Raw genomic sequence first — 24,021 nt, 5'->3', positions numbered from 1 at the left:
TTCCAGTCAACGGGTCGCGGCGTGCTGCCGAATCCTGCCGACGGGCCTGTCGGGACTCCTCCCGCGGACCCTTGCGGCGGGTGGGATGTTCTGGTAGTCGGGTGGTTACCGCAGGCGGGTCAGAACGTCTTCGTGCAGCAGGCCGTTGGTGGCGACCGCACTGCCGCCGTGAGGACCCGCGCCGCCGTCCAGATCGGTGAACGCGCCGCCGGCCTCACGGACCAGAACATCGAGCGCTGCCAGATCCCACAGGGAAACCTCGGGTTCGGCAGCGATGTCGACGGCACCTTCGGCCACGAGGCAGTAGGAGAAGAAGTCGCCGTAACCGCGCACGCGCCACACAAGGTCGGTGAGTTCGACGAACTGGTCGCGAATTCCGCGGTCCTTCCAGCCGGACAGGCTCGAGAAGCTCAGGCTCGCCGATTCGCTGCGATCGACGGCGGATACCTGGATTGCCCGCGCATCGCCGTCTCCGAAAGACGTATGTGCGCCCAATCCTGTTGCAGCCCACCATCGCCGATTCAGTGCCGGTGCGCTCACGACGCCGATGACCGGGACGCCGTCCTCGAGCAAGCTGATCAGAGTGGCCCACACCGGTACGTTGCGGACGAAGTTCTTGGTCCCGTCGATGGGATCGACCACCCACTGCCTGCCCTCGAAGACTGCGTCGCCGCCGAATTCTTCGCCGAGCACGGAGTCTGCAGGCCGATGCTCACCGAGCGTCGCGCGCACTGCCCGCTCGACAGCGAGGTCGGCGTCGGAGACGGGGGTGAGGTCCGGCTTGTCGTCCACTCGAAGATCGAGTGCGCCGAAGCGGGCGCGCGTGATCGCGTCAGCCTCGTCGGCGATACGGAGGGCGAGTGCAAGGTCGGATGCGCGATCGGTCACGGGTACACAACCTACCGGCTCAAACGGGGAGGACTTCCTTCAGCTTTCCGGTCGCGACGTCGAAGACGAATCCGCGGAGGGACGTCGTCGCGGTGATGAACGGACTGTTCTCGATACGCTTCAACGACTGACGGACGTCCTCGTCGATATCGGGAAACGATTCAGCGGCCCAGTTGGGTTTGATGCCGATCTCGTCTTGGATCGAACGCTTGAAGTCGTCGTCGGTGAACGTCAGCATTCCGCACTCGGTGTGATGGATGAGGATGATCTCGGTGGTTCCCAGCAGCCGCTGGCTGATGGCCAGGGATCGGATCTCGTCGTCGGTGACGACTCCACCCGCATTGCGGATGACGTGCGATTCACCTTCCTTGATTCCCAGCACCCGATAGACGTCGATGCGGGCGTCCATGCAGGCGAGAACGGCGACGTGTCTGCTGGGTGGGAGGGGGAGCGGTCCGGTGAACTGCTCGGCGTAGGCGGCGTTGTTCTGCAGGTATTCGTCGGTGACAGTCATCGTTCCAGTAGGTTCCCTCAGGCCGACGTTGGCAAGGCTTCGAGTCCCGGTGATCTCAATACGTGACGCGCGGTGGACCTGAGAAGGTGACGCACGGCAGAGCCGAGGTCGGCACCCGGTAGCCTTGAGAACCGTGCATCCCGACGTAATTGCAGACCTGAACGCCCTCGACACCACCCTTCGCACCTGCGAATCGGTTGTGGACGTCGAGGAGCTGCGCCGACGCATCGACGAGCTCGAGCACCAGGCAGCCGACCCGGGTCTGTGGAACGACCAGGAACACGCCCAGCAGGTCACCAGCCAGCTCTCCCACGCGCAGGCCGAACTGCGGCGCATCGTGGCACTGCGCGAGCGGCTCGACGAGATGCCGATCCTCTACGAATTGGCCGAAGACGAAGGACCAGACGCGCTGGCCGATGCCGACGCCGAGCGAGCCAGCCTGCGTGAAGACATCGCGGCGATGGAAGTCAAGACCATGCTCTCGGGCGAGTACGACGAGCGCGACGCCCTGATCAACATCCGCTCCGGTGCCGGCGGAATCGACGCCGCGGACTGGGCCGAGATGCTCATGCGCATGTACATCCGCTGGGCGGAGAAGCACGACTACGGCGTCGAGGTCTACGACACGTCGTACGCCGAAGAAGCCGGACTCAAGAGCGCGACGTTCGCGATCAAGGGCCCGTACACCTACGGAACGCTGTCCGTCGAGATGGGCACTCACCGGCTCGTCCGGATCAGTCCCTTCGACAACCAGGGCCGCCGCCAGACGTCGTTCGCCGAGGTCGAGGTCCTGCCGGTCGTCGAGACCACCGACCACATCGAGATCAACGAGAACGACATCCGAGTCGACGTCTACCGCTCGTCCGGTCCCGGTGGTCAGTCCGTGAACACCACGGACTCCGCAGTTCGACTCACACACATCCCGACCGGAATCGTCGTCACCTGTCAGAACGAGAAGTCGCAGCTCCAGAACAAGGTGTCGGCGATGCGCGTTCTGCAGGCCAAACTGCTCGCGGTCAAGCGTCAGGAAGAGCGCGCCGAGATGGATGCGCTCAAGGGCGACAGCGGCAGCTCGTGGGGCAACCAGATGCGTTCCTACGTCCTTCATCCGTACCAGATGGTCAAGGACCTGCGTACCGAGTACGAGGTCAACAACCCGTCGGCAGTGCTCGACGGTGACATCGACGGGTTCCTCGAGGCCGGCATCCGTTGGCGCATGAGCGAGAACCAGTCCGCATAGCGTTCGGATACCGAAAGGCACGATGACTTTACTCAGACCTGGGCAGAACCTGCTCGATTGGCTTCAAACCACCGGTTTGTCAGTCCTCATGACCGTGCTCGGCGCGATGATTCTCGCCCGGTTGGTCAGTTGGGGAGGCAACAAGGTCACCGACCAGATCGACTCCAACTATCAGTTGGGCGATGCGCTGGTTCGTTCCGAGGCGACCAAGCATCGTCACTCGGTCGCGCAGGTCATCACCTGGGTGGTCATCACGTTCATCTACGTGATCGCGACGCTGAAGGTCCTCGACCAACTGAACCTGCCGATCGGAAGTCTCGTCGCGCCGGCGACCGTTCTCGGTGCGGCGCTCGGTTTCGGCGCGCAGCGCGTCGTGCAGGACATCCTTGCCGGTTTCTTCATCATCACCGAACGCCAGTACGGCTTCGGTGACACCGTCCGGCTTGCGATCACCGGATCCTCCGACGACGCCGAAGGTGTCATCGAGGACGTGACCCTGCGAGTGACGCGGATGCGTAACTCCGACGGCGAGGTCATCACCGTCCCCAACGGCCAGATCGTGAAAGCGACCAACCTGTCCAAGGACTGGGCCCGCGCCGTCATCGACGTTCCGGTACCGGCGACTGCCGACCTCACCCGGGTCAACGAGGTACTTCGTCAGGTCGGAGTCGACGCGATGGCCGACCGCGGACTCAAGAAACTCCTGCTCGACGAGCCCACCGTCATGGGCGTCGAAAGCCTCGAGGTCGATCAGGTCAACGTACGGATGGTTGCGCGCACGCTTCCTGGCAAACAATTCCAGGTCGGACGCGCACTTCGCGTCCGCGTCGCGGCAGCGCTGCGACGTCAGGGGATCACGGTGTCACCGGATCTGCACACCGTACGGACCGAGGAGGCGAGCGAATGACCGATCAGGAACCGCGTCGCGGACTCGACCGACTGATTCACCTGGACTGGCTACCGTCACGGATCTTCGGCGGCCGGATGCGAACTTCGACGTTCATCCTCATCGTGGCGTGGATACTGACGTATCTGCTGCACACGTACCTCAATCCGGAAGTTCCGGCAGCGACTCCGCCACCGAGCGCAGACACGTCGGTGACCGAGCCGTACGTTGCTCCGTCGGTCAAGCCGTCGACGACGACCCCCGTGCCGTCCTCGACCGAGCAGACGACTACGTCCGAGACCCAGTCTCCGGAATCGAGCACGGGCAGTTCCGGTTCTCCGACGCCGACTTCGGGTTCCGCGCCTGCGCCGGGCAACGCCGAACAGTCCGCGACCACCGTGCCGACCACTCCTGCGACGACGACCGTCCCGCAACCCGGCGCGGCGATGCAGGCACCGACGACGGTGCCGCAGTCACCTGCGACCACCGGTACCGGATAAGGACGAGGGTGCTCGCGCGTGGCGCCAAGGTCACCGTTAGATAACGGCTAGACTGGCTAGTTGTGATCAGCATGAAGAATGTGTCGAAGTCCTACAAGGCCTCCACCAGGCCGGCGCTCGACAAAGTCAGCGTGGAGGTGGAGAAGGGGGAGTTCGTCTTCCTCATCGGCCCCTCCGGCTCTGGCAAGTCGACGTTCATGCGGTTGCTGCTCAAGATGGAGTCGCCCACGTCCGGCGATATCGAGGTCGCGGATTTCCACGTCAACAAGTTGGCGGCCCGCCGTGTGCCGAAGCTTCGTCAGAGCATGGGCTGTGTGTTCCAGGACTTCCGCTTGCTTCAGCAGAAGACGGTCTCCGAGAATGTTGCCTTCGCGTTGGAAGTCATCGGCAAGCCCCGCAACGTCATCGCGCGCACTGTTCCCGAGGTGCTCGACATGGTCGGTCTGGCCGGTAAAGCCGACCGACTGCCCACCGAGCTCTCCGGCGGTGAGCAGCAGCGCGTCGCCATCGCTCGTGCATTCGTGAACCGCCCACTCGTCCTGCTCGCCGACGAGCCCACCGGCAACCTGGACCCCGAAACGAGCCAGGACATCATGCTGCTGCTCGAGCGGATCAACCGCACGGGCACCACCGTCGTCATGGCGACCCACGATCACCACATCGTCGACTCCATGCGTCGACGCGTCATCGAACTCGATCTCGGCAAGGTGACCAGAGACGAAGCGCGGGGTGTGTACGGCGTCGGCAGGTAGCGCCGACTACGACCACACGTCCCGTATGCCCACCGGTTGTCGTGAAACAACCGGCCTCTCGAAAAGGAATCGGATTCCCCGATGCGCGCCAGCTTTATTTTCAGCGAAGTACTGACCGGCCTACGCCGCAACATCACGATGACCATCGCCATGATCTTGACGACGGCGATCTCCCTCGGTCTCTTCGGCGGTGGTCTGCTGGTCGTGCAGATGGCAGGCAAGACCCAGCAGATCTTCCTCGAACGCGTCGAGGTGCAGATCTTCCTGACCGACGACATCTCTTCGGCCGATCCCGGTTGCGAGCAGGAGATCTGCAGTTCGTTGCGCAAGGAACTCGAGCAGACTCCGTCCGTCGTCGCGGTTCAGTACCTCAACCGCGAAGACGCCGTGAAGGACGCCACCGAGCGCGTGTTCAAGGACCAGCCCGAACTGGCAGCCCTGGTGAGCCCCGACAGCTTCCCGGCGTCGTTCAAGGTCAAGCTCAGTGACCCGGAGCGGTTCGGCGTCATCAACGACACCTTCGGTTCGAGGCCCGGCGTCGAGAGTGTGCTCAATCAGCGCGAGTTGGTGGACCGACTGTTCAGCGTGCTCGGTGGAGTGCGCAACGCGGCATTCGCGATCGCGATCGTCCAGGCGATCGCAGCGATCCTGCTGATCGCCAACATGGTCCAGATCGCGGCGTTCACGCGTCGTACCGAGGTCAACATCATGAGGTTGGTCGGCGCGACGCGTTGGTACACCCAGCTTCCGTTCCTCCTCGAAGCCGTCGTCGCGGCCCTGATCGGCGCGGTGCTCGCCATCGCCGGACTGTTCACCGCGAAGAACGTCTTCATCGACGGGGTCCTGGCCGACGTCTACGAAGCCAACATCGTGGCGCGCATTTCCAACAGCGACGTGCTGTTCGTTTCGCCGATCCTCGTGCTCGCCGGAGTCGGAATGGCCGCGGTGACGGCGTATGTGACGCTGCGTCTGTACGTCCGCGAATAATCGGTTTGCACGAGCTTCTATGCTGGAACTGTATTTGACGGTAAGACAGTATTCGACAGCAAGACAGCGGACTGAGAGGCCCGGACAGTGAAGGAAAAGGGCCGCAAGGTCATTGCGACCAATCGCAAAGCACGCCACAACTACACGATCATCGACACCTACGAGGCCGGCATCGCTCTCGTCGGGACCGAGGTCAAAAGTTTGCGTGAGGGCAAGGCATCGCTCGTCGACGCCTTCGCAACCGTGGACAACGGCGAAGTATGGCTGCGCTCGTTGCACATTCCGGAGTACACGCAAGGCACGTGGAACAACCATTCGCCGCGTCGTACCCGAAAGCTCCTGCTGCACAAGCGTGAGATCGAGCACCTCGTCGGCAAGACCCGCGAGGGAAACCAGACGCTGGTCCCGCTGTCGATGTACTTCAACGACGGCAAGGTCAAGGTCGAACTCGCGCTGGCAAAGGGTAAGCAGGACTACGACAAGCGCCAGGACATGGCCAAGCGCACCGCCGAGCGCGAGGTGACTCGCGAGCTCGGTCGTCGTATCAAGGGCATGCGCTGACCTCCATCCTGCTTGCCCTCGTGGCTGCAGTTGCCTACGGAGTCAGCGACTTCGTCGGTGGAGTTGCGTCACGACGGGTTGCCGCACTGCGCGTGGTGATCGTCTCGTATCCGCTTTCGCTCGTCATCGTGTTGATCGCAGCACCTTTCGTCTCCGGGACGCTGACGCTGAACGGGTTGATCTGGGGTGCGATCGCCGGTATCACGAGTGGTCTGGCGGTGTGGTGGTTCTATCTCGCGTTGGCGACCGGCCCCATGTCAGTGGTCTCGCCGCTCACCGCCGTTCTGGTGGCGGGTATTCCGGTGCTCGTCGGATTTGCTTTCGGTGAACGGCCGGGACTGATCGCGTACCTGGGTATCGCCGTCGCGTTGGTCGCCGTCGTTCTGGTCAGTCGCGAGTCGCCCGACGACACCGCGGGTGAAGTTGCCGGCGGAATCACTCTCCGTTTCACCAGACAGGTGGCGCTGCTGACCGTCGGAAGCGGTGGCGCATTTGCACTCTCGTTCATCGCACTTCACCAGATCGGTGAGGGTAGTGGGCTGTGGGCGTTGGCCGTATCTCGCGGCGCCGCGACCGTCGTGGTGTGGTTGGTCGCGTTGGCGGCCGGTCACTTCGTTCTCCCGCGAGGTGAGCCACTCAAGCTCGCGGTGTACGTCAGCGTCCTCGACGTCGTCGCCAACGGGACGATGATCTACGCCTTCCAAGGCGGATTGCTCTCACTCGTCAGCGTGATCGGTTCGCTGTACCCGGCTGCGACGGTTCTGCTCGCGATGGTGATGCTGGGCGAGCGGGTCAGCCGCGTGCAACAAGCGGGAATGCTGTTGGCGCTGGCGGCAGTCGGCATGATTGCCGTCGCGGGTGCCTAGATTCTTTTCAGCTCCAGCGTTTTCCGTCCCAGCGTTTCCGTCTCAGCGTTTTCAGTCTCAGTGTTTCAGCCGCGTCTGTCGGCCGGTGCAGCGCGTAGGTGAACCCGCTCGCCTTGTTTTCCGAAGAGGCTGATCGCCTCGGCCGGTCGACCGTCGGCAGCACTGATGCGGTGCGGGATGTGTGTATCGAATTCGGCTGCCTCGCCGGCACCCATGATGAAATCACGGTCGCCGAGTTGGAGTCTGATGCGCCCGGACAGAACGTAGACCCACTCGTAACCCTCGTGAGATCCTGGCTCGCGATCGTCGTCGGTGGGGGAGATGATCATCTTGTAGGCCTGCAGATTGCCGGGCTGGCTCGTCAGCGGAATGACCGTCATACATCCGACCGTCCGAGGTTCTTCTCGCACACGCGGATCTTTGATCTTGCTGTTCACGAGGTCGTCCAACGGGACGCCGTGTGCCTTGGCGATCGGCAGCAGAAGCTCCAAGTTGGCTCGGCGAGTACCTGATTCGAGTCTCGACAGTGTGCTCACACTGATGTCGGTGGCCTCCGACAAATCGGCCAGGGTCATGTCGGACTGTTGGCGCAACGCACGTAGGCGAGGGCCGATGCCGGCCAGTACGGCTTCGAACGATGTTTCGGTCATGCATTCATTTTGCCAAAGTGGCAACAGTGTTTGTCAAGATTGCGTTCTCTTGTCATTCTGGATTCATGACGCAGAACTCATTCGACGTAGCAGTAATCGGAGCCGGTGCGGCAGGCCTCAACGCCGCACTCATTCTCGGTCAGGCACGCAGGTCCGTGATCGTCTTCGACAACGGATCGCCACGAAACGCGGCCGCCGACCACATGAACGGATTCCTCTCCCGTGACGGCATGAACCCTGCCGAACTGTTGACCATCGGCAGAGGTGAGGTCCGCAAATTCGGCGGCGAGTTCCACGACGGCACGGTCGTCTCCGTGACACGGGACAGTGAGGATCCTTCGGCCGATTTCTCCGTCGAACTCGCTGACGGCAGCAAGATTCAGGTACGCAAAGTCCTTGTCGCAACGGGCCTGACGGACCGTCTACCGGCAGAACTCGAAGTCTTCGGTGAGCGATGGGGCCGCGACGTGTTGCACTGCCCGTACTGCCACGGGTACAGCGTGCGTGATCAGCCGCTCGGCGTGATCGCCAAGAGCGCGGAGTTTGCGATGCACCAGGCACTCATGGTGCGCCAGTGGTCTGACGACGTGGTTCTCTTCCTCCATCGAATCACCGAACTGAGTGCCGAAGATCGGGAAAAGCTTGCAGCCCGAGATATTTCGATCGTGGAGGGTGAGGTCGCCGGTCCTGCCGTAGAGGACGATCGCTTGGTGGGCGTGCGATTGGTGGACGGCACTGTGGTCGCGCGTTCGGCAGTTTTTGTCGGCGGAGCCCTCACGATGGATCCCAACGATGCGATCTTGCGTACATTCGGCGCGCAGCGCGCAGAGACGATGATGGGCGATTTCGTCACTGTCGACATGATGGGGGCCACAAGTGTGCCCGGCGTGTTCGCCGCCGGCAACGTCGTCGACCCGGGTGCCCAGGTCATCATGGCCGCAGCCGCCGGGGCGAAGGCCGGGGCGGGGATCAACATGATGCTGACGAACGACGACCTCGAGGTTGCGCTCGCGCTTCGGAGCTGAATTCTGCGTAGCGTGGGGTGATGGACGCAGTGAGAGTGTTGATCACGGGTGCGACCGGATACATCGGCGGACGTCTTGCCCCTCGCCTGGTCGAAGAGGGACACCGCGTGCGGGTGGTGGTGCGAAGTCCCGAGAAGCTTCGCGATGTGCCCTGGCATGATTCGGTGGAGATCAAGCGCGGGGATTTGACCGACAGTGATTCACTCACAGGTGTTTTCGACAACATCGACGTGGTCTACTACCTCGTTCACGCCATGGGCGGGGGAGGGTCTTTCTCTGACATCGACAAGCGGAGTGCGCAGAACGTCGCCGCCGCCGCACGCGATGCGGGGGTGCGCCGGATCGTCTACCTCGGTGGGCTTCATCCGTCCGACCGAGAGTTGTCGACTCACTTGCAGTCTCGGCTCGAAGTCGGTCGGATCCTGCTCGACTCCGAGGTTCCGACGGTTGTGTTCCAAGCTGGAGTGGTGATCGGATCGGGTTCGGCGTCCTTCGAAATGGTGCGTCACTTGACCAATCGACTTCCGGTGATGACCACCCCCAAGTGGGTGCACAACAACATCCAGCCGATCGCGGTGCGTGACGTACTCCACTATCTGACCGCAGCCGCGGCAACAACGCCGGAGGTCAACCGCGCCTTCGACATCGGTGGGCCGGATGTCATGCAGTACGGCGAGATGATGAACACCTACGCCGACGTTGCAGGACTGGTACGTCGCCGCATCCTCGTCCTGCCTGTTCTCACGCCGAGGCTGGCAGGTCACTGGGTGGGATTGGTCACCCCGATCCCACGGGGCTTGGCGATGCCGTTGATCGAGTCACTGCAGAACGACGCGGTGATGCACGATCACGACATCGACGACTTCATCCCGCCTCCCGCCTGTGGCCTCACGTCGTATCGGGAAGCGGTGCGTTTGGCACTTCACAAGATCGAGACCGGTGAGGTGGAGACGGCGTGGTCCGGTGCAACGATCGCGGGAGCACCCTCCGATCCTCTTCCATCCGACCCGGATTGGGCTGGTGAAGCGGTCTACGTCGATCATCGCGAACGCGACTGTGCTGCCGATCCGAAAACCCTCTGGTCGGTCGTCGAGTCGATCGGCGGTGAGAATGGTTGGTATTCCTTCCCTTTGGCGTGGGCGATCCGGGGGTGGATGGATCGAGCAGTTGGCGGTGTCGGCCTACGCCGAGGTCGACGCGATCCCCGGCGACTCAACACCGGTGAAGCCCTGGACTTCTGGCGCGTCGAAGAGATCGATCGAGGCAAGTTGCTCCGTTTGCGCGCCGAGATGAAGGTTCCCGGCGGGGCATGGTTGGAGTTGCGAGTATCGGAAGGTCCGACGGGCGCGGACGGCCGACCGGTGGGTTCGCACCTCGATCAACGTGCGGTCTTCTTTCCGCGCGGGCTCGCCGGCCGGGCTTACTGGTACTCGATCCTGCCCTTCCACGGAGTTGTCTTTCAGGGCATGATCACCAACATCACCGGTGCTGCCGAGCGTGAGATGGCTGCAGTGCAGGAAACGGCTGGGGCGAAGGACACGGCTGGGGCGAGGGACACGGCTGGGGCGAGAGACACGGAAAGTGCCGCCGATTAATTGGTATGACTTCCGAACTTCGGCGCGTTATAGTGAATAGCCCCACGAAAGACGCGGGGCACACACGGGGCTGAACGGTTTCGACTGCGTGTGTTGAGTTAGGGGAAGCGTGTCGGTGCAGGCAAGAGACCACCGTAAGCGTCGCTGCAAACCTATAAGCGCCGATTCCAATCAGCGCGACTACGCTCTCGCTGCCTAAGTAGCGAAGCGTGTCTGTCAGCCCGGGGTTGCCCTCGACCCGGTTCCTGGCATCAGCTAGAGGGCTTTACTGTTCGGCTCGGTCACGGAGTCGAATGGGACATCAAACAGTGACTGGGATCGTCATCCTGGCTTGTTCGCGAGACTGGGAGATCCAAGTAGAGACTTAGCGAACTGCACACGGAGAAGCCCTAGCGATTCAACGTAGGACCCGGGTTCAATTCCCGGCAGCTCCACAAAGAGGCAGGTCAGACACTCGAGACAGGGTGTAGGGCCTGCCTCATTTTTTGTGTCCGAAATAGGTCACTGTCCACTTACGTTCCACTTTCGCGCCCCGGCTACTTCCCGGAAACCGCAGTATCCAGCGCGTCCGCAGCAGCAGTATGCACCTTCCCTCGACCGAAGTACACGTCCTGCGTCATGCTGACCTGAGCGTGCCCGAGCTGGTCCGCAGCCTGCCGGGCAGTTAAGCCTTCCTCGTCGAGGATCGTCGCGAGGTTCTTGCGGAAGGTGTGTGAGGTGACCCATTCCAAGTCCACGGCGGCCCGGATCTGACGCCACCGACGACCGACCGTCTCCGGATCCAGAATTGTTCCCGCCAAGGACTCGAATACGTACACCGAATCCTGACGGCGTCCGCGAAGCATGGTTATAGCGAACGCTGGCAGCGGAAGGTCTCGGTCATCGCCGGCCTCCGACTTCGTCCGGTCCTGTCGCACCAGTCCTTCGCCGCGGATCCGGACGATCTGGCCTGTCACTGCGACTGTCTTGGTGTCGAGGTTGATGTCTTGCCAGCGGATCGCGAGTAGTTCACCGATGCGGCAGCTGGTAGCAGCGAACATTGTGATGATGTCGGCCATGTCGTTCGACGCACAAAACTTCGCAACAGTCGGGATGTCAGTGGAAGAAGTTTTCTGCCCGCGAGCGAGCTGGTACGGCGCCAAGATGACCGGGCACGGCACATCTGAGGTACGAAGGTCCCGAAGTAGCGCAGCCAACGATTCGGGGTCCAATGACCGTGCCCGCTTCTTTCGTTTCCCTGCGATCGAGGTGAGCTCGCGGATCGGGTTGACCGGGATTGCGTTGTAGCGGACAGCGATCTTGAACATGCCGAGCAGGATGGTGCGGTTCTTCCTGGTTGTCGGCACACCACGATTGACGGCCACGTCCTGAACGAACGAGTCGAGCGCTTGGGTGGTGACTTCCCAGATCTGTAAGTCGCCTAGGCGTTGAAGGATGTGCTTGGACTGTCGCCGGTAGTCCTTCAACGTGTTCTCGGCTTTGCCTGGGGTGATGAGTTGTGTTTCGAATTCGGTCCACAGGTAGTGGACTGAGCTGGTTCAGGTGATTTGGCCGGCGGCTTGGACGTGTCGGGTTTTGAGTGATTCGAGCAGGGTGCGTTCGGCGACGGCGCCGTGTTTGTCGCGGATGCCGAGGGGTGTTTGTTTGGTGGCTTGGCGGCGTTTGCCGTCTTCGTCACGTACCCAGCATGTGGCGACCCACCGCCCGTCTGGGAGTCTCGGCGGCTGATCTTCCCGTGCTCACCCACAGATAGTCGGGGCCGAGGCATCAGTTTCCGCCAGAGACGTTTCGGTTGATGACGCTGACCATGATGCAGTCGGATACAGCAGATCCGAACTCGTCGCCTGCGCTGATGTCGAGCAGCTTTCGTCCATCAGGTAGGGCAGTACGTCTGCGTGCGTCACTCGATAGCGAGAAGAGCATGCCGTCGCTTTGCACCCATATGTCAGCGCTCGACACTCGGGTGCCTGCGGAGTCCACGATGTTCGCGCCGATGTAGGCGACATCTTTGCGGCCGTAGACCATGAACACATCTTCAAGGTGTCTGTCGGCTTCGATAAAGGACGCATCGATCTGGTCAATTACCGATTGCGCTGGAGTCTTGCATGTGGCCGGCAGTGGCTTCGAGGTTTGCGCGGCGACGGGCAGGGTGGTCGAACTGGGTACTGCGGATGTCGTTAGCGGGGTGGCCGCAGCACCAGCTGTTGTCGTACGGGCTGTTGTGGTTGTGCGAGCTGCCTGCGTGGTCGTTGTTTCGGCTGCTGCGGTTTCAGTGTCGTCGCTGCTGAAGTCGATGCTCTTGAAGATAGCGATGCTCGCTACCGCAGCGATGATGATGCCAATGGCGACGAGCTGACGCTTTCGATCTTTCTTCTGCTCGGGCGTTTCCAGTGTCGGGGTCTGCGCGGCGGGCATGGGTTGTGTCGCGCTGGTCCATTGTTGACCGTCCCAGTAGCGGAGCTGCTTATTGTCTTCGGGGTCGGGATGCCAGCCCGCCGGGGGAGTGCTCATTGTGTGGGCCTTTCAGTTGGTGGATGCGATGCGTCGTTGGATGTATGCGTGTTCTTCGCGGCGGTAGTCGTTCGATACATGATTTGAACACAGGCAGTGTGACCCAGAAGGCTTAGGCGGCGTGACCGGTGATCCGCTGTTCATGCTCGATGAGTGCTAGCGCAGGATTGTGCCACTTGCATTAGACGCTGAGCGGTTCGGAGTCGGTGGCGCGATGGTTGAAGGCGCCGGTCGAGCTGGAGTCCGCTCCGGGGCCAGCGTTCGATGCATTCGATTCTTTTCGAGGTTCACGAACTCCGTTTTTAGGTTTGCGAGGGCGCGTCATGGTAGTGGATTGTGAGGTAAGGCATCTATAAAAACAGAATAATTGACAAATCTGAGGCGTCACCTTGAGACTCGCGGCCGGCGGCGCCGGTCCCACTCTGGCAGGCACAATCACCGTCGCTTGATCAAGCCCATCCATTCCGGGTAGTCGTTGATCGGCCCGCAAAGGACTCAATGTAAATTGGCTCGGCATGCACCGACTCGGTGAAACTACGGCGAAATGAGTTCTGAGTGTCAGACGTGAATGGCACCGTTGCAATTGTCGTGGGTGTTGTAGCTGCAGCCTCGTCGATAGTTGTGGGGTTGATTGGTGCGCGACAGAATCGGCGTGACGACCGAGACAACATTCGGCGAGATGTCGAACTGTTGGCATTGCTCCCAGAGGACCTTCCGGCGCACCTGATGATGAAGGATGAAATAGACAGAGCAGTCCGAGAGTTGGTGTCCAAACACAACTTGGCGTATCACCGATTCATGTCACTCTTCAGCCTGTCCTTGGGAGCAGGAGCGATGGCCGCCTTAGCAGTTATCAGTGTGGCCAAACAACCCGATGGCATAGAGGATGTGCTGGCTGGCGTTGCAATTGTGTGCATTTTCGTTGCTGTATTTAATATTGCAGCGCGAGGAAGGCAACTGAATAAGGAGGAGCAACGGCTGGCAGCGAAGTATCCGCAGCCATCTAATTCTTCAAGTTCCTAGTGTCCGGCATTGGTGATCTCCTTTCTATTGGTATCCAGGTCTAATATTGTCGCCGATATGAAGAACCAAACCTGCCTGCACTGCGATAAGCGCGGGGGAAGTGCGCCGTGACGGATCCGAGTGGACTAATGACAGAACTCGTCCTTGGAAGTTCTTCGAGCACGAACTCGAAGACCGACGTGGGGATTCCTACATCCGGGCGGGCTGCCCAGGCTCGGGATGAAAATAATTGGGTGCCACGAGAAGATTGTAATGTTGTAAACTGAGATTCCTCACTATAGAGCCCCCGCAGCTTTGCAAGGGTTCTTAGTGCCCGTAGAAAGGTGGGGAGATCCGAACGCCCGAACGCGCCGGAGTTGACCCGCAAACCAACCGCCGGCACAACCGCAAGTAATCGATCGATCGTGCGAGGATTGTAGTTAAGAAGTCACAGCTACTCACCACTGTAGGTTCCGGGTTTAATTCCCGGCAGCTCCACAACAGGTCGGGCCGGAGAGCACACGCTCTCCGGCCCGACCTTTTTGTTGTCTTGCTGCTGTCATGTTGCGGCGCTTTGCGGCCGCGCAGGGGCTTTCTTGCGATCAGGAGCCGAAGAATCCCAGGTCGACCGAGCCGACGAAGCCGGGAGCTTCCTCGGCTAGCGGCTTGCCGTCCAGGTCGGCAGGCAATGCAACGCCCAGACTCTGGAGGATTGTCGGAGTGATGTCGGCGATCGTGTACGCGTGGGTGGTCTTACCGGCCGCGTATCCCGCACCGCGCGCTATGGCGAATGTCGTTGCTTCCGCCGGTGTCTGACCGCCATGCCCGCCGGTGGGCTTGTGCCCGTGATCCGCAGTGACCAGTACAGTCCACTTCTCGCCGGTCTTCGCTGCGCGCTGATCGACAGCATCGACAATCTTGCCCACCTGGGCGTCGACCGAGGCAATCGACTCGTCGTACGCAGCGCCGTTGGTGCCGCCGCTGTGCCCTGCGCCGTCCACCTGATCGAGTTGGGTGAAGATCAGGTCAGGTCCCTTGTCGGTGATGTCCCGGGCGACGGCGTCTGCCGTTGCAGCGTCGGTGGCCGCTTCGGAACCTGCATCGGCTGTGGTCACGACAACGTCAGCTTTCGGTGTCCCACTAGAAGCGATGTTGTCGATGCCGCCCCAGGTGGAGATCGATTCGGTGAGGAGGGAGGGCTTTGCTGTTTCCAATCGGGTGAAGACGCTCGGGTAGAGGTCGAAGCGGGCGCCCGCGTACGTGTTGTCCTTGACGCCGTGCTTAGTGTCCCAGACCCCGGTCAGGATCGTCGACCACGACGGTCCGGAGATAGTGGTGTGGCCGAGGATGGAAGATTCTCCGCTGGTTCCTTCGGCGATCAGCTTCTGGAGACGGGGAGCGTCGGCGGTCTTGATGTGGCTGAGCATGGTGCCGTCGAGGCCGATGACAACTGTCTTCTCGGCAGCCGACGGATTGAGGTCGGATGATCCGGGAATTGCTGCAGCGGTTGCAGTTCCGGCTGCTACCGCGCCGGCGAGGAGGAGTGTGATGGCGGCTGAGGTGCGTGCGATTTTCTTGGTCACGCTAAGCATCTTGCGATAGGACTAGACCAATTGCACTACCTGGATGTGAGGGTTGTCCAGTTGTTCACGGCAGATTCAGATTGGACTAGACCAATGTTTCCTCAGGCGGCCCAGCCGTCGAGGATGACGCTGACCGCGTGTTCGAGGTGGAGGGGTTCGCCGTCCCATGTCGCGGCGATCGCATCGTCGGGTATGTCTCCGCGCAGTAGGCCATCGGCGAATCCTTCGGTCGGCGGTGCTGGGTCGATGACGTGACCATTGGCGTAAACGAACTCGAACTTCTGCTCGCCGAGTGCAGTGATGGTGAACTGGCCGTCGTGCAGTGCACGGTGGCAGGTTCCGCAAAGCGTGATCAAGTTGTCCAGATCCGTGGTGCCGCCGCGTCCCCAGAATTTGACGTGGTGCGCGTGCAGGAAACGAGTCCGCCCGCAACCTGGTGTGCGGCAACATCCGTCGCGGTAATTCAATGCCAACATTTGTTTGGCGCTGACGACACGGGTCCGTCGGCCTAGACTCAGAACGCATCTCTCCTTTGTCGTTCCCAGGCGAAGTTTCGCGTTGCAGAGCACTTCCTCGGCGGCATTTCGGGGGAGCGCGGGTCCACTCGGTACTCGGACGCTGTTCGCTTCGTGGAAGAACACAACTTCGTTGGTGGCGGCCTTGGACGTGCGGTCTGCGACCACGGTGGTGGCGAGCTCGGCCATGGCGACCAGGACTGGCCCGATGTTTCCGACTGGGGTCTTCGTGGCTGACTCGTCGACGGGGTGGATGGACGCGGTTCGGGTGCGTTCACGTTCCGCCACCGCCAGCGCTGCGAGGATTCGGGCGCCGTCCTGCGCGGGCAGGCGTCCTTTGATGACAAATTCGCCCGTATCCGGGTCCCAATGCCACCGGACCTGAAGGTGTTCGGGTGCTTTGCCTTTGCCGGATTCGTTGTCGGTTGCTTTACGTAGACCGGCGGCGAGGCGATCGATCTGGGCTGCGGGTGCTTCACAGCCGAACCGAACCATCTGCTTTTCGTTGGACGGCGTGGTGACCCGAGTGAGTGCGCGAACCTTCGAGTAGGACAGCCGGCCTTGCTCGAAGGCCTTCCGCATCTCAGGTAATGGTCGGAGTGCCTTGGCGACGCGAACGTATTCCCTGCCGGTATGCAGGCTCATTCCACATTTCCACGACAGCCAGTGGGCGCACGAGTGCAGTCCAGGGCCGGTCCAGCCGCGGTCTTCGTCGAATTTCGACAGGAGGGTGAGGAATCGGGCAGTGGCCGCGGCGATCTGGCCGGCGAGAGCGCAGATTTCGGAGCCGAGTTCCTCCACGTCCACTCGGGCGGAGCACCGCGTCTCTTCATCGGTCAGTGCTGCGGTATCGGTCAGTGCTGCGTTGTTGATCAGTGCTGCGTTCATCGTTGCCCCCCGGCGCGAGTCCGACATCGTTTCGAATGTACGTTCGATACTAGATGTGGGTGCCGACATCCATGGATGCGGACTGAAAGCGTCCCCGCGGGGACGTCTAACCGCAGCCGATCGAGTACTCGGCGTAGGTGCCGACATCCTTGAAGCCGAGGTTTCGATAGAGCTGGGCGCCGTCGCTGGACGCCTGAAGTACGGCGATTCGGGCGCCCCGCTCGCGGGCGATGTCGAGCGCGGCCAGGGTGACCGCCGAGCCGAATCCGCGTCGGCGGGCCGCGTCGAGTGTGACGACGCCGTACAGTCCTGCGACGCCGGCAGCAAAATGGACCTCGGCTCCGGCGACGGGCTGGGAGTTCGCGTACCCGACGACAAACGAACTGCGCGAACGCTCATCGAGGACGGCATGGGCAGTTTCTTCGAAGAAGCCAATTGTTGCCGCCGAGGGCGGCGACCAATTAGCGGCCATCACGGCGGCATAGTCGGCGAGCTGTGAACGAGTCGTCACTCGCTGAACGGAGAATTCTCCGACAGGCGTTGGGCGCGGGACGACATCTAGGTCTGCCGTCATCGCTCGTTCTTCCTCGGAGCGCACGCAGCCGAGGGCTGACAAGCGAGCGCCGAGGTCTGAGGGCTTGTCGCGCGGACCCGTCCACCAGGAGAACGGACGTCCCGTTGCTCGAATCGACGAGAGAATGTCGAGCAGTCGTCGGTCTTCGTCGGGGTCTTCGTCGGGGCCTTCATCAGGTACGGCTAAGCGAGCGCCGGCGATGATGTTGAAAGTGTCGTCGGCGAGGCCGCTGTCTGCGACGGCAACATCTGCAGCGAGAGTGACCGACGCCGTCGGTAAGTGTTCATGCAGGTGGCAGGCATGGGAGACCAAGTTGGCGTCCATGGCGTCGAGGACGTCACCGACGGGTGCTTCACGATTCACAAAAGAAATTCTACGAACCCCATCCAAATGGTTTTCGGCTCCGAATGCCTTGCATGACGCCTACCCGACGGCAAGAGCAGGACGGTGACCAGCACCTGGTGGTGCTCGTGCTGCCTGGAGGAAAGGTCTCGAGCCATCGCCCTGCCCGAGCGTGGCACCTGTCCAACCTTCGGATGCGCCCGTTCACTGCTCAGATTCGCCGCTCCGGTGTGACAGCGGTGCAGGTTCGGTACCGGGTCCGTGGTTGGAACGGCGCCGAGCGCAGTCCGGTAGCCGATGCCCGAGCCGCACTCGACGCGATCACGAGACGTGATGCACAAGCTCAGGTGATCCTGCTCGGGCACTCGATGGGTGGACGAGTTGCCGCTGAACTGTGTGGCGATCCGGCGGTGGTCGGTGTGGTTGCGCTGGCGCCGTGGTGGCCGGAAGGAACGCTCGAAGGAACGTCGGTGAATCTGCGTTCCGACACACCACTGGTGGTGCTCCACGGCACGGCCGACTCCTGGACTGACCCGGCAGCGTCTCGTCGGAAAGTTGACGAACTGCAGAAGTCTGGAAAGAGCGCCGAATGGTTCGGCATCGACGGCGCCGGGCACTTCATGCTCCGCCGGGCGGCGACCTGGCATCGCCTCGTCGCCGATGCAGTTGCAGGGATGAGCCGCGGGGTAGCCGCGACGAAGACGGGAGAACGACGATGAGTTCCGACAAGCGCAGGGTTGCAGTCGTCGGCAGTGGGGTCGCGGGTCTGACAGCGGCGTGGGTGCTGAGTAAGGACAGTGACGTGACGCTCTACGAAGCGGATTCACGGCTCGGTGGGCACGCGGACACCCATTCGGTCACCGACCCGGAAGGGCGAAGCCTCGCCATCGACACCGGGTTCATCGTCCACAACGACCGCACCTATCCGACTTTGTTGCGATTGTTCGCAGAACTCGATGTGCCTACGCAGGAATCCGACATGAGTATGTCGGTCAGGTGTGGGGGTTGCGGGCTCGAGTACTCGGGAGGCCAAGGGTTGCGCGGCGTTCTCCCGACGCCGGGGCTCCTTGTCAACGGCAGCTTTCTGTCGATGTTGATGGAGGTCAAGCGCTTCCATCGCCGTGCCCGCGCCCTGCTCGACAACACGGATCCGTCGGCACCCGACCAGACACTGGGAGTGTTTCTGCGCAGCGGCCGGTTCTCCGACTACTTCACCGCTCACTTCATGACTCCGCTCGTGTCGGCAGTCTGGTCGTGTGATCCCGGCTCGGCGCTGAAGTATCCCGCGCGGTACCTGTTCTCGTTCCTCGATCACCACGGAATGCTGAGCGTCACTGGATCGCCGACCTGGCGAACAGTCACCGGTGGATCGGGCGAATACGTTCGTCTCGTCGCCAAAAGTATCGGGGATATCCGCCTGAACACGCCAGTTCGCGCCGTCCACCGGTTCGACGATCGCGTCGACATTCGTGACGGCGACGACCAGATCCAGACCTTCGACGCAGTTGTGGTCGCAACGCATCCGCAGCAAGCGCTGAAGATCTTGGCCGAACCGACGGCCGTCGAATCGCAGGTCCTCGGCGCAATGCCGTACTCCGTCAACCACACCCAACTTCACACCGACGAAAATGTGCTGCCCGACAACACCAATGCGCGCGCGTCATGGAATTACTACATCCCGGAATGCAACGCGAAGCCCGATCACGTTCTGGTCAGCTATGACATGACGAGGTTGCAACGGCTCCCAGATACCGGCCGGCGATACATAGTGACCTTGGGGGGAGGCGAGATGGTGTCGCCGGAGTCGGTGATCGATCAGATGACTTACGAGCATCCGCAGTACACACCGACTTCCGTCGCAGCTCAGGGACGGCTTCCCGAGTTGGACTCGAACGTGCTCGCGTTTGCCGGCGCGTACCACGGATGGGGCTTCCACGAGGACGGCGCACTGTCGGGCCTGCGTGCCGCCGAACGCGTCGGAGGTCGGTGGCCGTGACGACTCCCATCACGCCGTCCATCGTTCATACGAGCGTCCGACACGTACGAACGGAGCCGTTGCACAACGAGTTCGAGTACCGAAGCTACAGCTGGCTGGTCGACGTCGACGAATTGCCCGAGCTCCCGAAGGCATTGCGCCCCTTGGCTACGTTCGACGCCGGGGATCACCTCGGCGACCCCACCCGATCGATTCGTACCAACGTCGAGACTTTTCTGGCGACCAACGGATTCGACTTCTCCGGCGGCCGGATCCTCATGCTTGCGAACGCACGTGTGTTCGGCCATGTTTTCAACCCGCTGAGCGTGTTCTGGTGCTTGAACGACGACGGAACTCAGCGTTGCGTTGTTGCAGAGGTTCACAACACCTACGGCGAGCGGCACTGTTACCTGCTCGAACCCGACGAACGTGGCGCCGCTCGCACGTCCAAAGAGTTCTACGTGTCTCCGTTCAACGATCTGGACGGCGAGTACCGGATGCGACTCCCACTACCCGACACCGCGCTCGCGCTTTCGATAGTTCTGGCCCGAGACGGCAAGGCGCCATTCGTAGCCACGGTGTCAGGTCGATGCGTGCCGGCGACGACGCGCGAGATCGTCCGCAGTGCGCTCTCTGTTCCGCTGGCTCCTCTCCGAGTCGCCGCGCAGATCAGATTTCAAGGAATCCGGCTGTGGGCCAGGCGCTTACCCATCGTTCCCCGACCGCAACATCACCCGCAGGAGGCAGTGCAATGACCACAACTACTCTCGGCACCGAACCTTCCGCTCACACGATCGAAACCGAGCGGTGGCCAGGCGTTGCCACGGTGCCCAGCGGCTTCAAAGTGCGGGTTGCGTCGCCGGTTGCCCGCGCTCTGTTCCACAAGGCGGTCGCGCGCTTGCCGCTGCGTGTTCAGATGCCGAATGGTGAGTTCTCCGGCGGCGGTAGCCCGGATTCACCGTTGATGGTTATTCATCGCCCGGACGACTTCGCCGCTCGTGTGGGGGACAGTGGCTTGATCGGATTCGGCGAGTCGTACATGGCGGGCGATTGGGAAGCTTCCGACCTCACCGCGGTCCTGGAAGTCTTCGCCTCCCGCGTGGCGACGCTGATTCCAGACTTCCTGCAGCGGCTACGAGGCCTGTACATTCCGAAGCAGCCTCGCAGTGAGCGGAACTCGACGCAGAACACGCGCTCGAACATCTCCAGGCACTACGACCTATCGAACGAGATGTTCGAACTGTTCCTCGACGACACGATGACCTATTCCAGTGCACTCTTCGAGGATCTGTCGGTAGGAGCATCCCCGTCGTGGGATGTGTTCGCAGCTGCCCAGCACCGGAAGATCGATCGCCTGCTGGACGGCGCGGGCGTCGGTCCAGGTTCACGAGTGCTCGAAATCGGCACAGGCTGGGGAGAATTGGCGATCCGAGCGGCCCAGCGCGGCGCAACGGTGCGCTCGGTGACTCTTTCGGTCGAACAACAGGAATTGGCAGCGAAGCGGATTAGCGCTGCGGGACTGGCAGATCGCGTTCAGGTCGACCTTCTCGACTATCGGCAGGTGCAGGGGGAGTACGACGCGGTTGTTTCGGTCGAGATGATCGAAGCGGTCGGACACCAGTACTGGGGCAGCTACTTCCAGACGATCGACGCTCTGTTGGCGCCGGGTGGGCGCGCGGCGATCCAAGCGATCACGATGCCGCACGACCGGATGCTCGCGACCCGCAACACCTATACCTGGGTACACAAATACATTTTCCCCGGTGGGTTCCTTCCGTCGGTGCGGGCGATCGAGGATGTCACCGAACGTTTGACGACGCTCCGGGTGCGTGAGCGGATGTCGATGGGCGATCACTACGCGCAGACGTTGCGGCTGTGGGACGAGCGTTTCAGCGCTCGCACCGACGAGGCATCTGCACTCGGGTTCGACGCAGTGTTCGCGCGCATGTGGCATTTCTATCTCTGCTATTCCGAGGCGGGCTTCCGATCGGGGTATCTCGACGTTCAGCAAATTGTTCTCGATCGGAGGAACCAGCGGTGACCGCCACGATGGATCGAGCGATCCAAGGCACCGGTGTTGCGGGCCGACTGTCGGAAATTCTGAGTCCACTTGTCGGCGGCGAGCTTCCGGTGCGGTTGACTGCGTGGGACGGCAGCACAGCAGGACCGGAGGACGCTCCGAAGGTGACGCTCTACAGCGCGAACGTGTTGCGACGCCTGCTCTGGAATCCCGGCGAGTTGGGAGCTGCGCAGGCATATGTTCTCGGCGAACTCGACGTCGAGGGTGATCTGGGCGATGCGCTCACACACGTGTGGAAGGTGTCTGCCGAGCGGGGACTCGGGTCGATCACCCCGACGCCATCGCTCGTCCTCGCTGCGGTCAAGGCCGCGCGGTCCTTCGGTGCTTTCGGGAGACCTTTGGCTCCACCGGCGTCGCAGGCCCAAGTGAAGGGCCGCTTGCACAGTCTCGCCCGCGACCGCGAGGCGATCGGGCACCACTACGATTTGTCGAACGATTTTTACGAGCTGATTCTCGACGAGAACATGGCGTACTCCTCGGGATACTGGACTTCCGATGCACCGGAATACACGCTCGAAGACTCGCAGACAGACAAGTTGGACCTGGTGTGCCGCAAAGTCGGTCTTGATCGGGCGCGAGGGCTGCGGTTTCTCGACGTCGGCTGTGGTTGGGGCTCGCTGAGCCTGCATGCAGCGCGGGAGTACGGCGCTCGGGTCGTCGGCATCACTATCTCGGCTGAGCAGAAGGCATTTGTCGACGCGAAGATCCGCGCACTCGGTTTGGAAGACTGGGTCGAGATCCGATTACAAGATTATCGCGAGATCCCCGACGGTCCGTTCGATGCGGTCGCGTCGATCGAGATGGGTGAGCACGTCGGCGAAGACAACTATTCGACGTACGTGAAAGCGCTCCACGACAACGTGATTGCGGGCGGGCGTGTGTTGATTCAGCAGATGTCGCGCACCGGCTCGCATCCCGGGGGAGGCCCGTTCATCGAGTCGTTCATCGCGCCGGACATGTACATGAGGCCTGTGGGCCGGACCGTTGGAATGATCGAGGAAGGCGGACTCGAAGTCCGTGACGTCCACGCCCTGCGTGAGCACTACGTGCGGACGGTGGACGCGTGGATCGAGACTTTCGAATCGAATTGGGACCGCGTCGTGGAACTTGTGGGCGTCGAAGTCGCTCGGGTGTGGCGTCTCTACCTCGTCGGCGGGGGAATGGCTTTTCGGGACGGCAGGATGGGCGTCGATCAGATTCTGTCGGTCCGGCCGCTCGGTGATGGTCGATCGGGCATGGAACCGGTCCGGCCGCAGTGGGTGTCGCGGCGATGAACGGATTCGACTGGGGCGCATTCGGAGTGGTCACGCTCACGAGTCTGCTGGCGATCGCCATCGGAATGGCAGTGACAGCCACGATCGGTGTACGGATCGGGCGCCACAATGTTGTCGACGTGTCGTGGGGCGCCGGCTTCGTTCTCATCGCGCTCGTGTCCGCGATAGTGGGAACCGGCGACCTCTGGCGCCGGTTGCTGATGCTTGCGCTCGTGGCGATCTGGGGTCTGCGCTTGGCGACCCACATGGCGATCCGATCGCGTGGCAAGGGTGAAGATCCGCGGTACGAGGAAATGCTCGGACGGACGACGGGTAGTCGAACGCTCTACGCGATCCGCAAGATCTATCTCACGCAGGGGATTTCGTTGTGGTTCGTCTCCCTGCCGATCCAGGTCGCTGCGGTCTCGCACGGCAGCTTCGGGCTTCTTGTTGTACTCGGTATCGCGCTGTGGATTGTCGGCGTCACGTTCGAGACGGTTGGCGATCGGCAGATGGAGGAGTTCAAATCCGATCCGGGCAGCCGTGGCCACATCATGGATCAAGGTTTGTGGGCGTGGACGCGTCATCCCAACTACTTCGGCGACGCGTGCGTGTGGTGGGGGATCTTCCTCGTCTCGGCCTCGGTGTGGCCGGGGGTGTTGACCGTCCTCTCGCCGATCGCGATGACGTACTTCCTGGTCTTCGCCACCGGAGCGCGGTTGCTCGAGCGACACATGGAACAGCGCCCGGGCTATCGCGAGTATCAGCAGCGGACAAGCTACTTCATTCCGCGCCCGCCGAAAGCCCGATCCGGGACGTAGGCTCTTTCGGATG

24 protein-coding genes and 1 other RNA gene are annotated in these 24,021 nt (G+C 61.9%); 17 read left to right on the top strand and 8 right to left on the bottom strand.

The window, feature by feature from the left end; genetic code table 11:
* Nucleotides 1–105 precede the first annotated feature (105 nt).
* Nucleotides 106–888, bottom strand: a complete 783-nt coding sequence (gene hisN / locus ACFQ6Y_RS19200; protein WP_378635946.1) for a histidinol-phosphatase — start codon at nt 886–888, stop codon at nt 106–108.
* A 19-nt stretch (nt 889–907) separates the two neighbouring features.
* Nucleotides 908–1,402 (bottom strand): beta-class carbonic anhydrase, encoded by a 495-nt coding sequence (locus tag ACFQ6Y_RS19195; protein ID WP_378635942.1) that lies wholly within the window; start codon nt 1,400–1,402, stop codon nt 908–910.
* Nucleotides 1,403–1,535: 133 nt separating this feature from the next.
* Here ACFQ6Y_RS19195 and prfB point away from each other — a divergent pair, with 133 nt between their 5' ends.
* The 7 genes from prfB to ACFQ6Y_RS19160 all read left to right on the top strand — a co-directional run bounded on the left by prfB (nt 1,536) and on the right by ACFQ6Y_RS19160 (nt 7,194).
* Complete coding sequence (gene prfB, locus ACFQ6Y_RS19190) at nt 1,536–2,642, top strand: peptide chain release factor 2 (RefSeq protein ID WP_058038579.1); 1,107 nt, start codon at nt 1,536–1,538, stop codon at nt 2,640–2,642.
* Nucleotides 2,643–2,664: 22 nt separating this feature from the next.
* A complete protein-coding gene (locus ACFQ6Y_RS19185) occupies nt 2,665–3,549 on the top strand; it encodes a mechanosensitive ion channel family protein (RefSeq protein ID WP_003942304.1) in 885 nt (294 codons plus the stop codon).
* Nucleotides 3,546–4,028, top strand: coding sequence for a hypothetical protein (locus tag ACFQ6Y_RS19180; RefSeq protein ID WP_378635920.1), 483 nt, complete (start codon nt 3,546–3,548; stop codon nt 4,026–4,028). The genes ACFQ6Y_RS19185 and ACFQ6Y_RS19180 overlap by 4 nt, the downstream gene beginning before the upstream one ends.
* 71 nt (nt 4,029–4,099) lie before the next feature.
* A complete protein-coding gene (ftsE, locus tag ACFQ6Y_RS19175) occupies nt 4,100–4,780 on the top strand; it encodes a cell division ATP-binding protein FtsE (RefSeq protein WP_020969258.1) in 681 nt (226 codons plus the stop codon).
* A gap of 81 nt (nt 4,781–4,861) precedes the next feature.
* On the top strand, nt 4,862–5,767 hold the full coding sequence (gene ftsX, locus ACFQ6Y_RS19170) for a permease-like cell division protein FtsX (protein ID WP_378449174.1): 906 nt from the start codon (nt 4,862–4,864) through the stop codon (nt 5,765–5,767).
* A gap of 87 nt (nt 5,768–5,854) precedes the next feature.
* Nucleotides 5,855–6,328 carry an SsrA-binding protein SmpB gene (smpB, locus tag ACFQ6Y_RS19165; protein ID WP_003942330.1) on the top strand — a complete coding sequence of 158 codons (474 nt, stop codon included), beginning with the start codon at nt 5,855–5,857 and terminating at the stop codon, nt 6,326–6,328.
* An 8-nt stretch (nt 6,329–6,336) separates the two neighbouring features.
* Complete coding sequence (locus tag ACFQ6Y_RS19160; protein ID WP_378636750.1) at nt 6,337–7,194, top strand: EamA family transporter; 858 nt, start codon at nt 6,337–6,339, stop codon at nt 7,192–7,194.
* A 65-nt stretch (nt 7,195–7,259) separates the two neighbouring features.
* On the opposite strand, the gene ACFQ6Y_RS19155 is transcribed toward ACFQ6Y_RS19160, so the two are convergent.
* On the bottom strand, nt 7,260–7,844 hold the full coding sequence (locus ACFQ6Y_RS19155; RefSeq protein ID WP_283303635.1) for a helix-turn-helix domain-containing protein: 585 nt from the start codon (nt 7,842–7,844) through the stop codon (nt 7,260–7,262).
* Nucleotides 7,845–7,909: 65 nt separating this feature from the next.
* On the opposite strand from ACFQ6Y_RS19155, the gene ACFQ6Y_RS19150 reads away from it, so the two are divergent.
* The 3 genes from ACFQ6Y_RS19150 (at nt 7,910) to ssrA (ending at nt 10,901) form a co-directional block, all read left to right on the top strand.
* Nucleotides 7,910–8,869, top strand: a complete 960-nt coding sequence (locus ACFQ6Y_RS19150; protein ID WP_378635916.1) for an NAD(P)/FAD-dependent oxidoreductase — start codon at nt 7,910–7,912, stop codon at nt 8,867–8,869.
* Nucleotides 8,870–8,889: 20 nt separating this feature from the next.
* Nucleotides 8,890–10,464, top strand: a complete 1,575-nt coding sequence (locus ACFQ6Y_RS19145; protein ID WP_378635911.1) for an SDR family oxidoreductase — start codon at nt 8,890–8,892, stop codon at nt 10,462–10,464.
* A 66-nt stretch (nt 10,465–10,530) separates the two neighbouring features.
* Nucleotides 10,531–10,901, top strand: a transfer-messenger RNA (tmRNA) gene (ssrA, locus tag ACFQ6Y_RS19140).
* A 99-nt stretch (nt 10,902–11,000) separates the two neighbouring features.
* On the opposite strand, the gene xerC is transcribed toward ssrA, so the two are convergent.
* Together xerC and ACFQ6Y_RS19130 are read right to left on the bottom strand one after the other, a co-directional pair.
* On the bottom strand, nt 11,001–11,930 hold the full coding sequence (gene xerC / locus ACFQ6Y_RS19135; RefSeq protein WP_378533950.1) for a tyrosine recombinase XerC: 930 nt from the start codon (nt 11,928–11,930) through the stop codon (nt 11,001–11,003).
* A 301-nt stretch (nt 11,931–12,231) separates the two neighbouring features.
* Entirely contained in the window at nt 12,232–12,975 is a 744-nt protein-coding gene (locus ACFQ6Y_RS19130) for a DUF2510 domain-containing protein (RefSeq protein ID WP_378533948.1), read from the bottom strand.
* A gap of 555 nt (nt 12,976–13,530) precedes the next feature.
* On the opposite strand from ACFQ6Y_RS19130, the gene ACFQ6Y_RS19125 reads away from it, so the two are divergent.
* The gene (locus ACFQ6Y_RS19125) at nt 13,531–13,998 is read left to right on the top strand and encodes a hypothetical protein (RefSeq protein ID WP_153212485.1); all 468 of its coding nucleotides are present in this window, start codon (nt 13,531–13,533) and stop codon (nt 13,996–13,998) included.
* Between the two features lie 581 nt (nt 13,999–14,579).
* Here ACFQ6Y_RS19125 and ACFQ6Y_RS19120 read toward each other — a convergent pair.
* The 3 genes from ACFQ6Y_RS19120 to ACFQ6Y_RS19110 all read right to left on the bottom strand — a co-directional run bounded on the left by ACFQ6Y_RS19120 (nt 14,580) and on the right by ACFQ6Y_RS19110 (nt 17,900).
* Nucleotides 14,580–15,560, bottom strand: coding sequence for an alkaline phosphatase family protein (locus ACFQ6Y_RS19120; RefSeq protein ID WP_378533943.1), 981 nt, complete (start codon nt 15,558–15,560; stop codon nt 14,580–14,582).
* 101 nt (nt 15,561–15,661) lie between these two features.
* On the bottom strand, nt 15,662–16,990 hold the full coding sequence (locus ACFQ6Y_RS19115) for a DUF222 domain-containing protein (RefSeq protein ID WP_378635905.1): 1,329 nt from the start codon (nt 16,988–16,990) through the stop codon (nt 15,662–15,664).
* A 79-nt stretch (nt 16,991–17,069) separates the two neighbouring features.
* Complete coding sequence (locus ACFQ6Y_RS19110) at nt 17,070–17,900, bottom strand: GNAT family N-acetyltransferase (protein ID WP_378533939.1); 831 nt, start codon at nt 17,898–17,900, stop codon at nt 17,070–17,072.
* Between the two features lie 53 nt (nt 17,901–17,953).
* On the opposite strand from ACFQ6Y_RS19110, the gene ACFQ6Y_RS19105 reads away from it, so the two are divergent.
* Genes ACFQ6Y_RS19105 through ACFQ6Y_RS19080 form a run of 6 tightly spaced genes read left to right on the top strand, consistent with a single transcriptional unit; the run spans nt 17,954 to nt 24,008 of the window.
* Nucleotides 17,954–18,598, top strand: a complete 645-nt coding sequence (locus tag ACFQ6Y_RS19105) for an alpha/beta hydrolase (protein ID WP_378533937.1) — start codon at nt 17,954–17,956, stop codon at nt 18,596–18,598.
* Complete coding sequence (locus ACFQ6Y_RS19100; protein ID WP_378533935.1) at nt 18,595–19,875, top strand: NAD(P)/FAD-dependent oxidoreductase; 1,281 nt, start codon at nt 18,595–18,597, stop codon at nt 19,873–19,875. The genes ACFQ6Y_RS19105 and ACFQ6Y_RS19100 overlap by 4 nt, the downstream gene beginning before the upstream one ends.
* On the top strand, nt 19,866–20,609 hold the full coding sequence (locus ACFQ6Y_RS19095; protein ID WP_378533933.1) for a DUF1365 domain-containing protein: 744 nt from the start codon (nt 19,866–19,868) through the stop codon (nt 20,607–20,609). The genes ACFQ6Y_RS19100 and ACFQ6Y_RS19095 overlap by 10 nt, the downstream gene beginning before the upstream one ends.
* Nucleotides 20,606–21,895 (top strand): class I SAM-dependent methyltransferase, encoded by a 1,290-nt coding sequence (locus ACFQ6Y_RS19090; protein WP_378635901.1) that lies wholly within the window; start codon nt 20,606–20,608, stop codon nt 21,893–21,895. The genes ACFQ6Y_RS19095 and ACFQ6Y_RS19090 overlap by 4 nt, the downstream gene beginning before the upstream one ends.
* A complete protein-coding gene (locus tag ACFQ6Y_RS19085; protein ID WP_378635898.1) occupies nt 21,892–23,208 on the top strand; it encodes a class I SAM-dependent methyltransferase in 1,317 nt (438 codons plus the stop codon). The genes ACFQ6Y_RS19090 and ACFQ6Y_RS19085 overlap by 4 nt, the downstream gene beginning before the upstream one ends.
* Nucleotides 23,205–24,008, top strand: a complete 804-nt coding sequence (locus ACFQ6Y_RS19080; RefSeq protein ID WP_378635893.1) for a DUF1295 domain-containing protein — start codon at nt 23,205–23,207, stop codon at nt 24,006–24,008. Before ACFQ6Y_RS19085 ends, ACFQ6Y_RS19080 begins: the two co-directional genes overlap by 4 nt.
* Nucleotides 24,009–24,021: the final 13 nt, after the last annotated feature.

Origin of the sequence: Rhodococcus sp. NPDC056516 (assembly GCF_042794655.1) — a bacterium.
GTDB lineage: Bacteria > Actinomycetota > Actinomycetes > Mycobacteriales > Mycobacteriaceae > Rhodococcus_F.
Note: the sequence above shows the minus strand (reverse complement) of the source record. Positions and strands in the feature narration are given on the sequence as shown.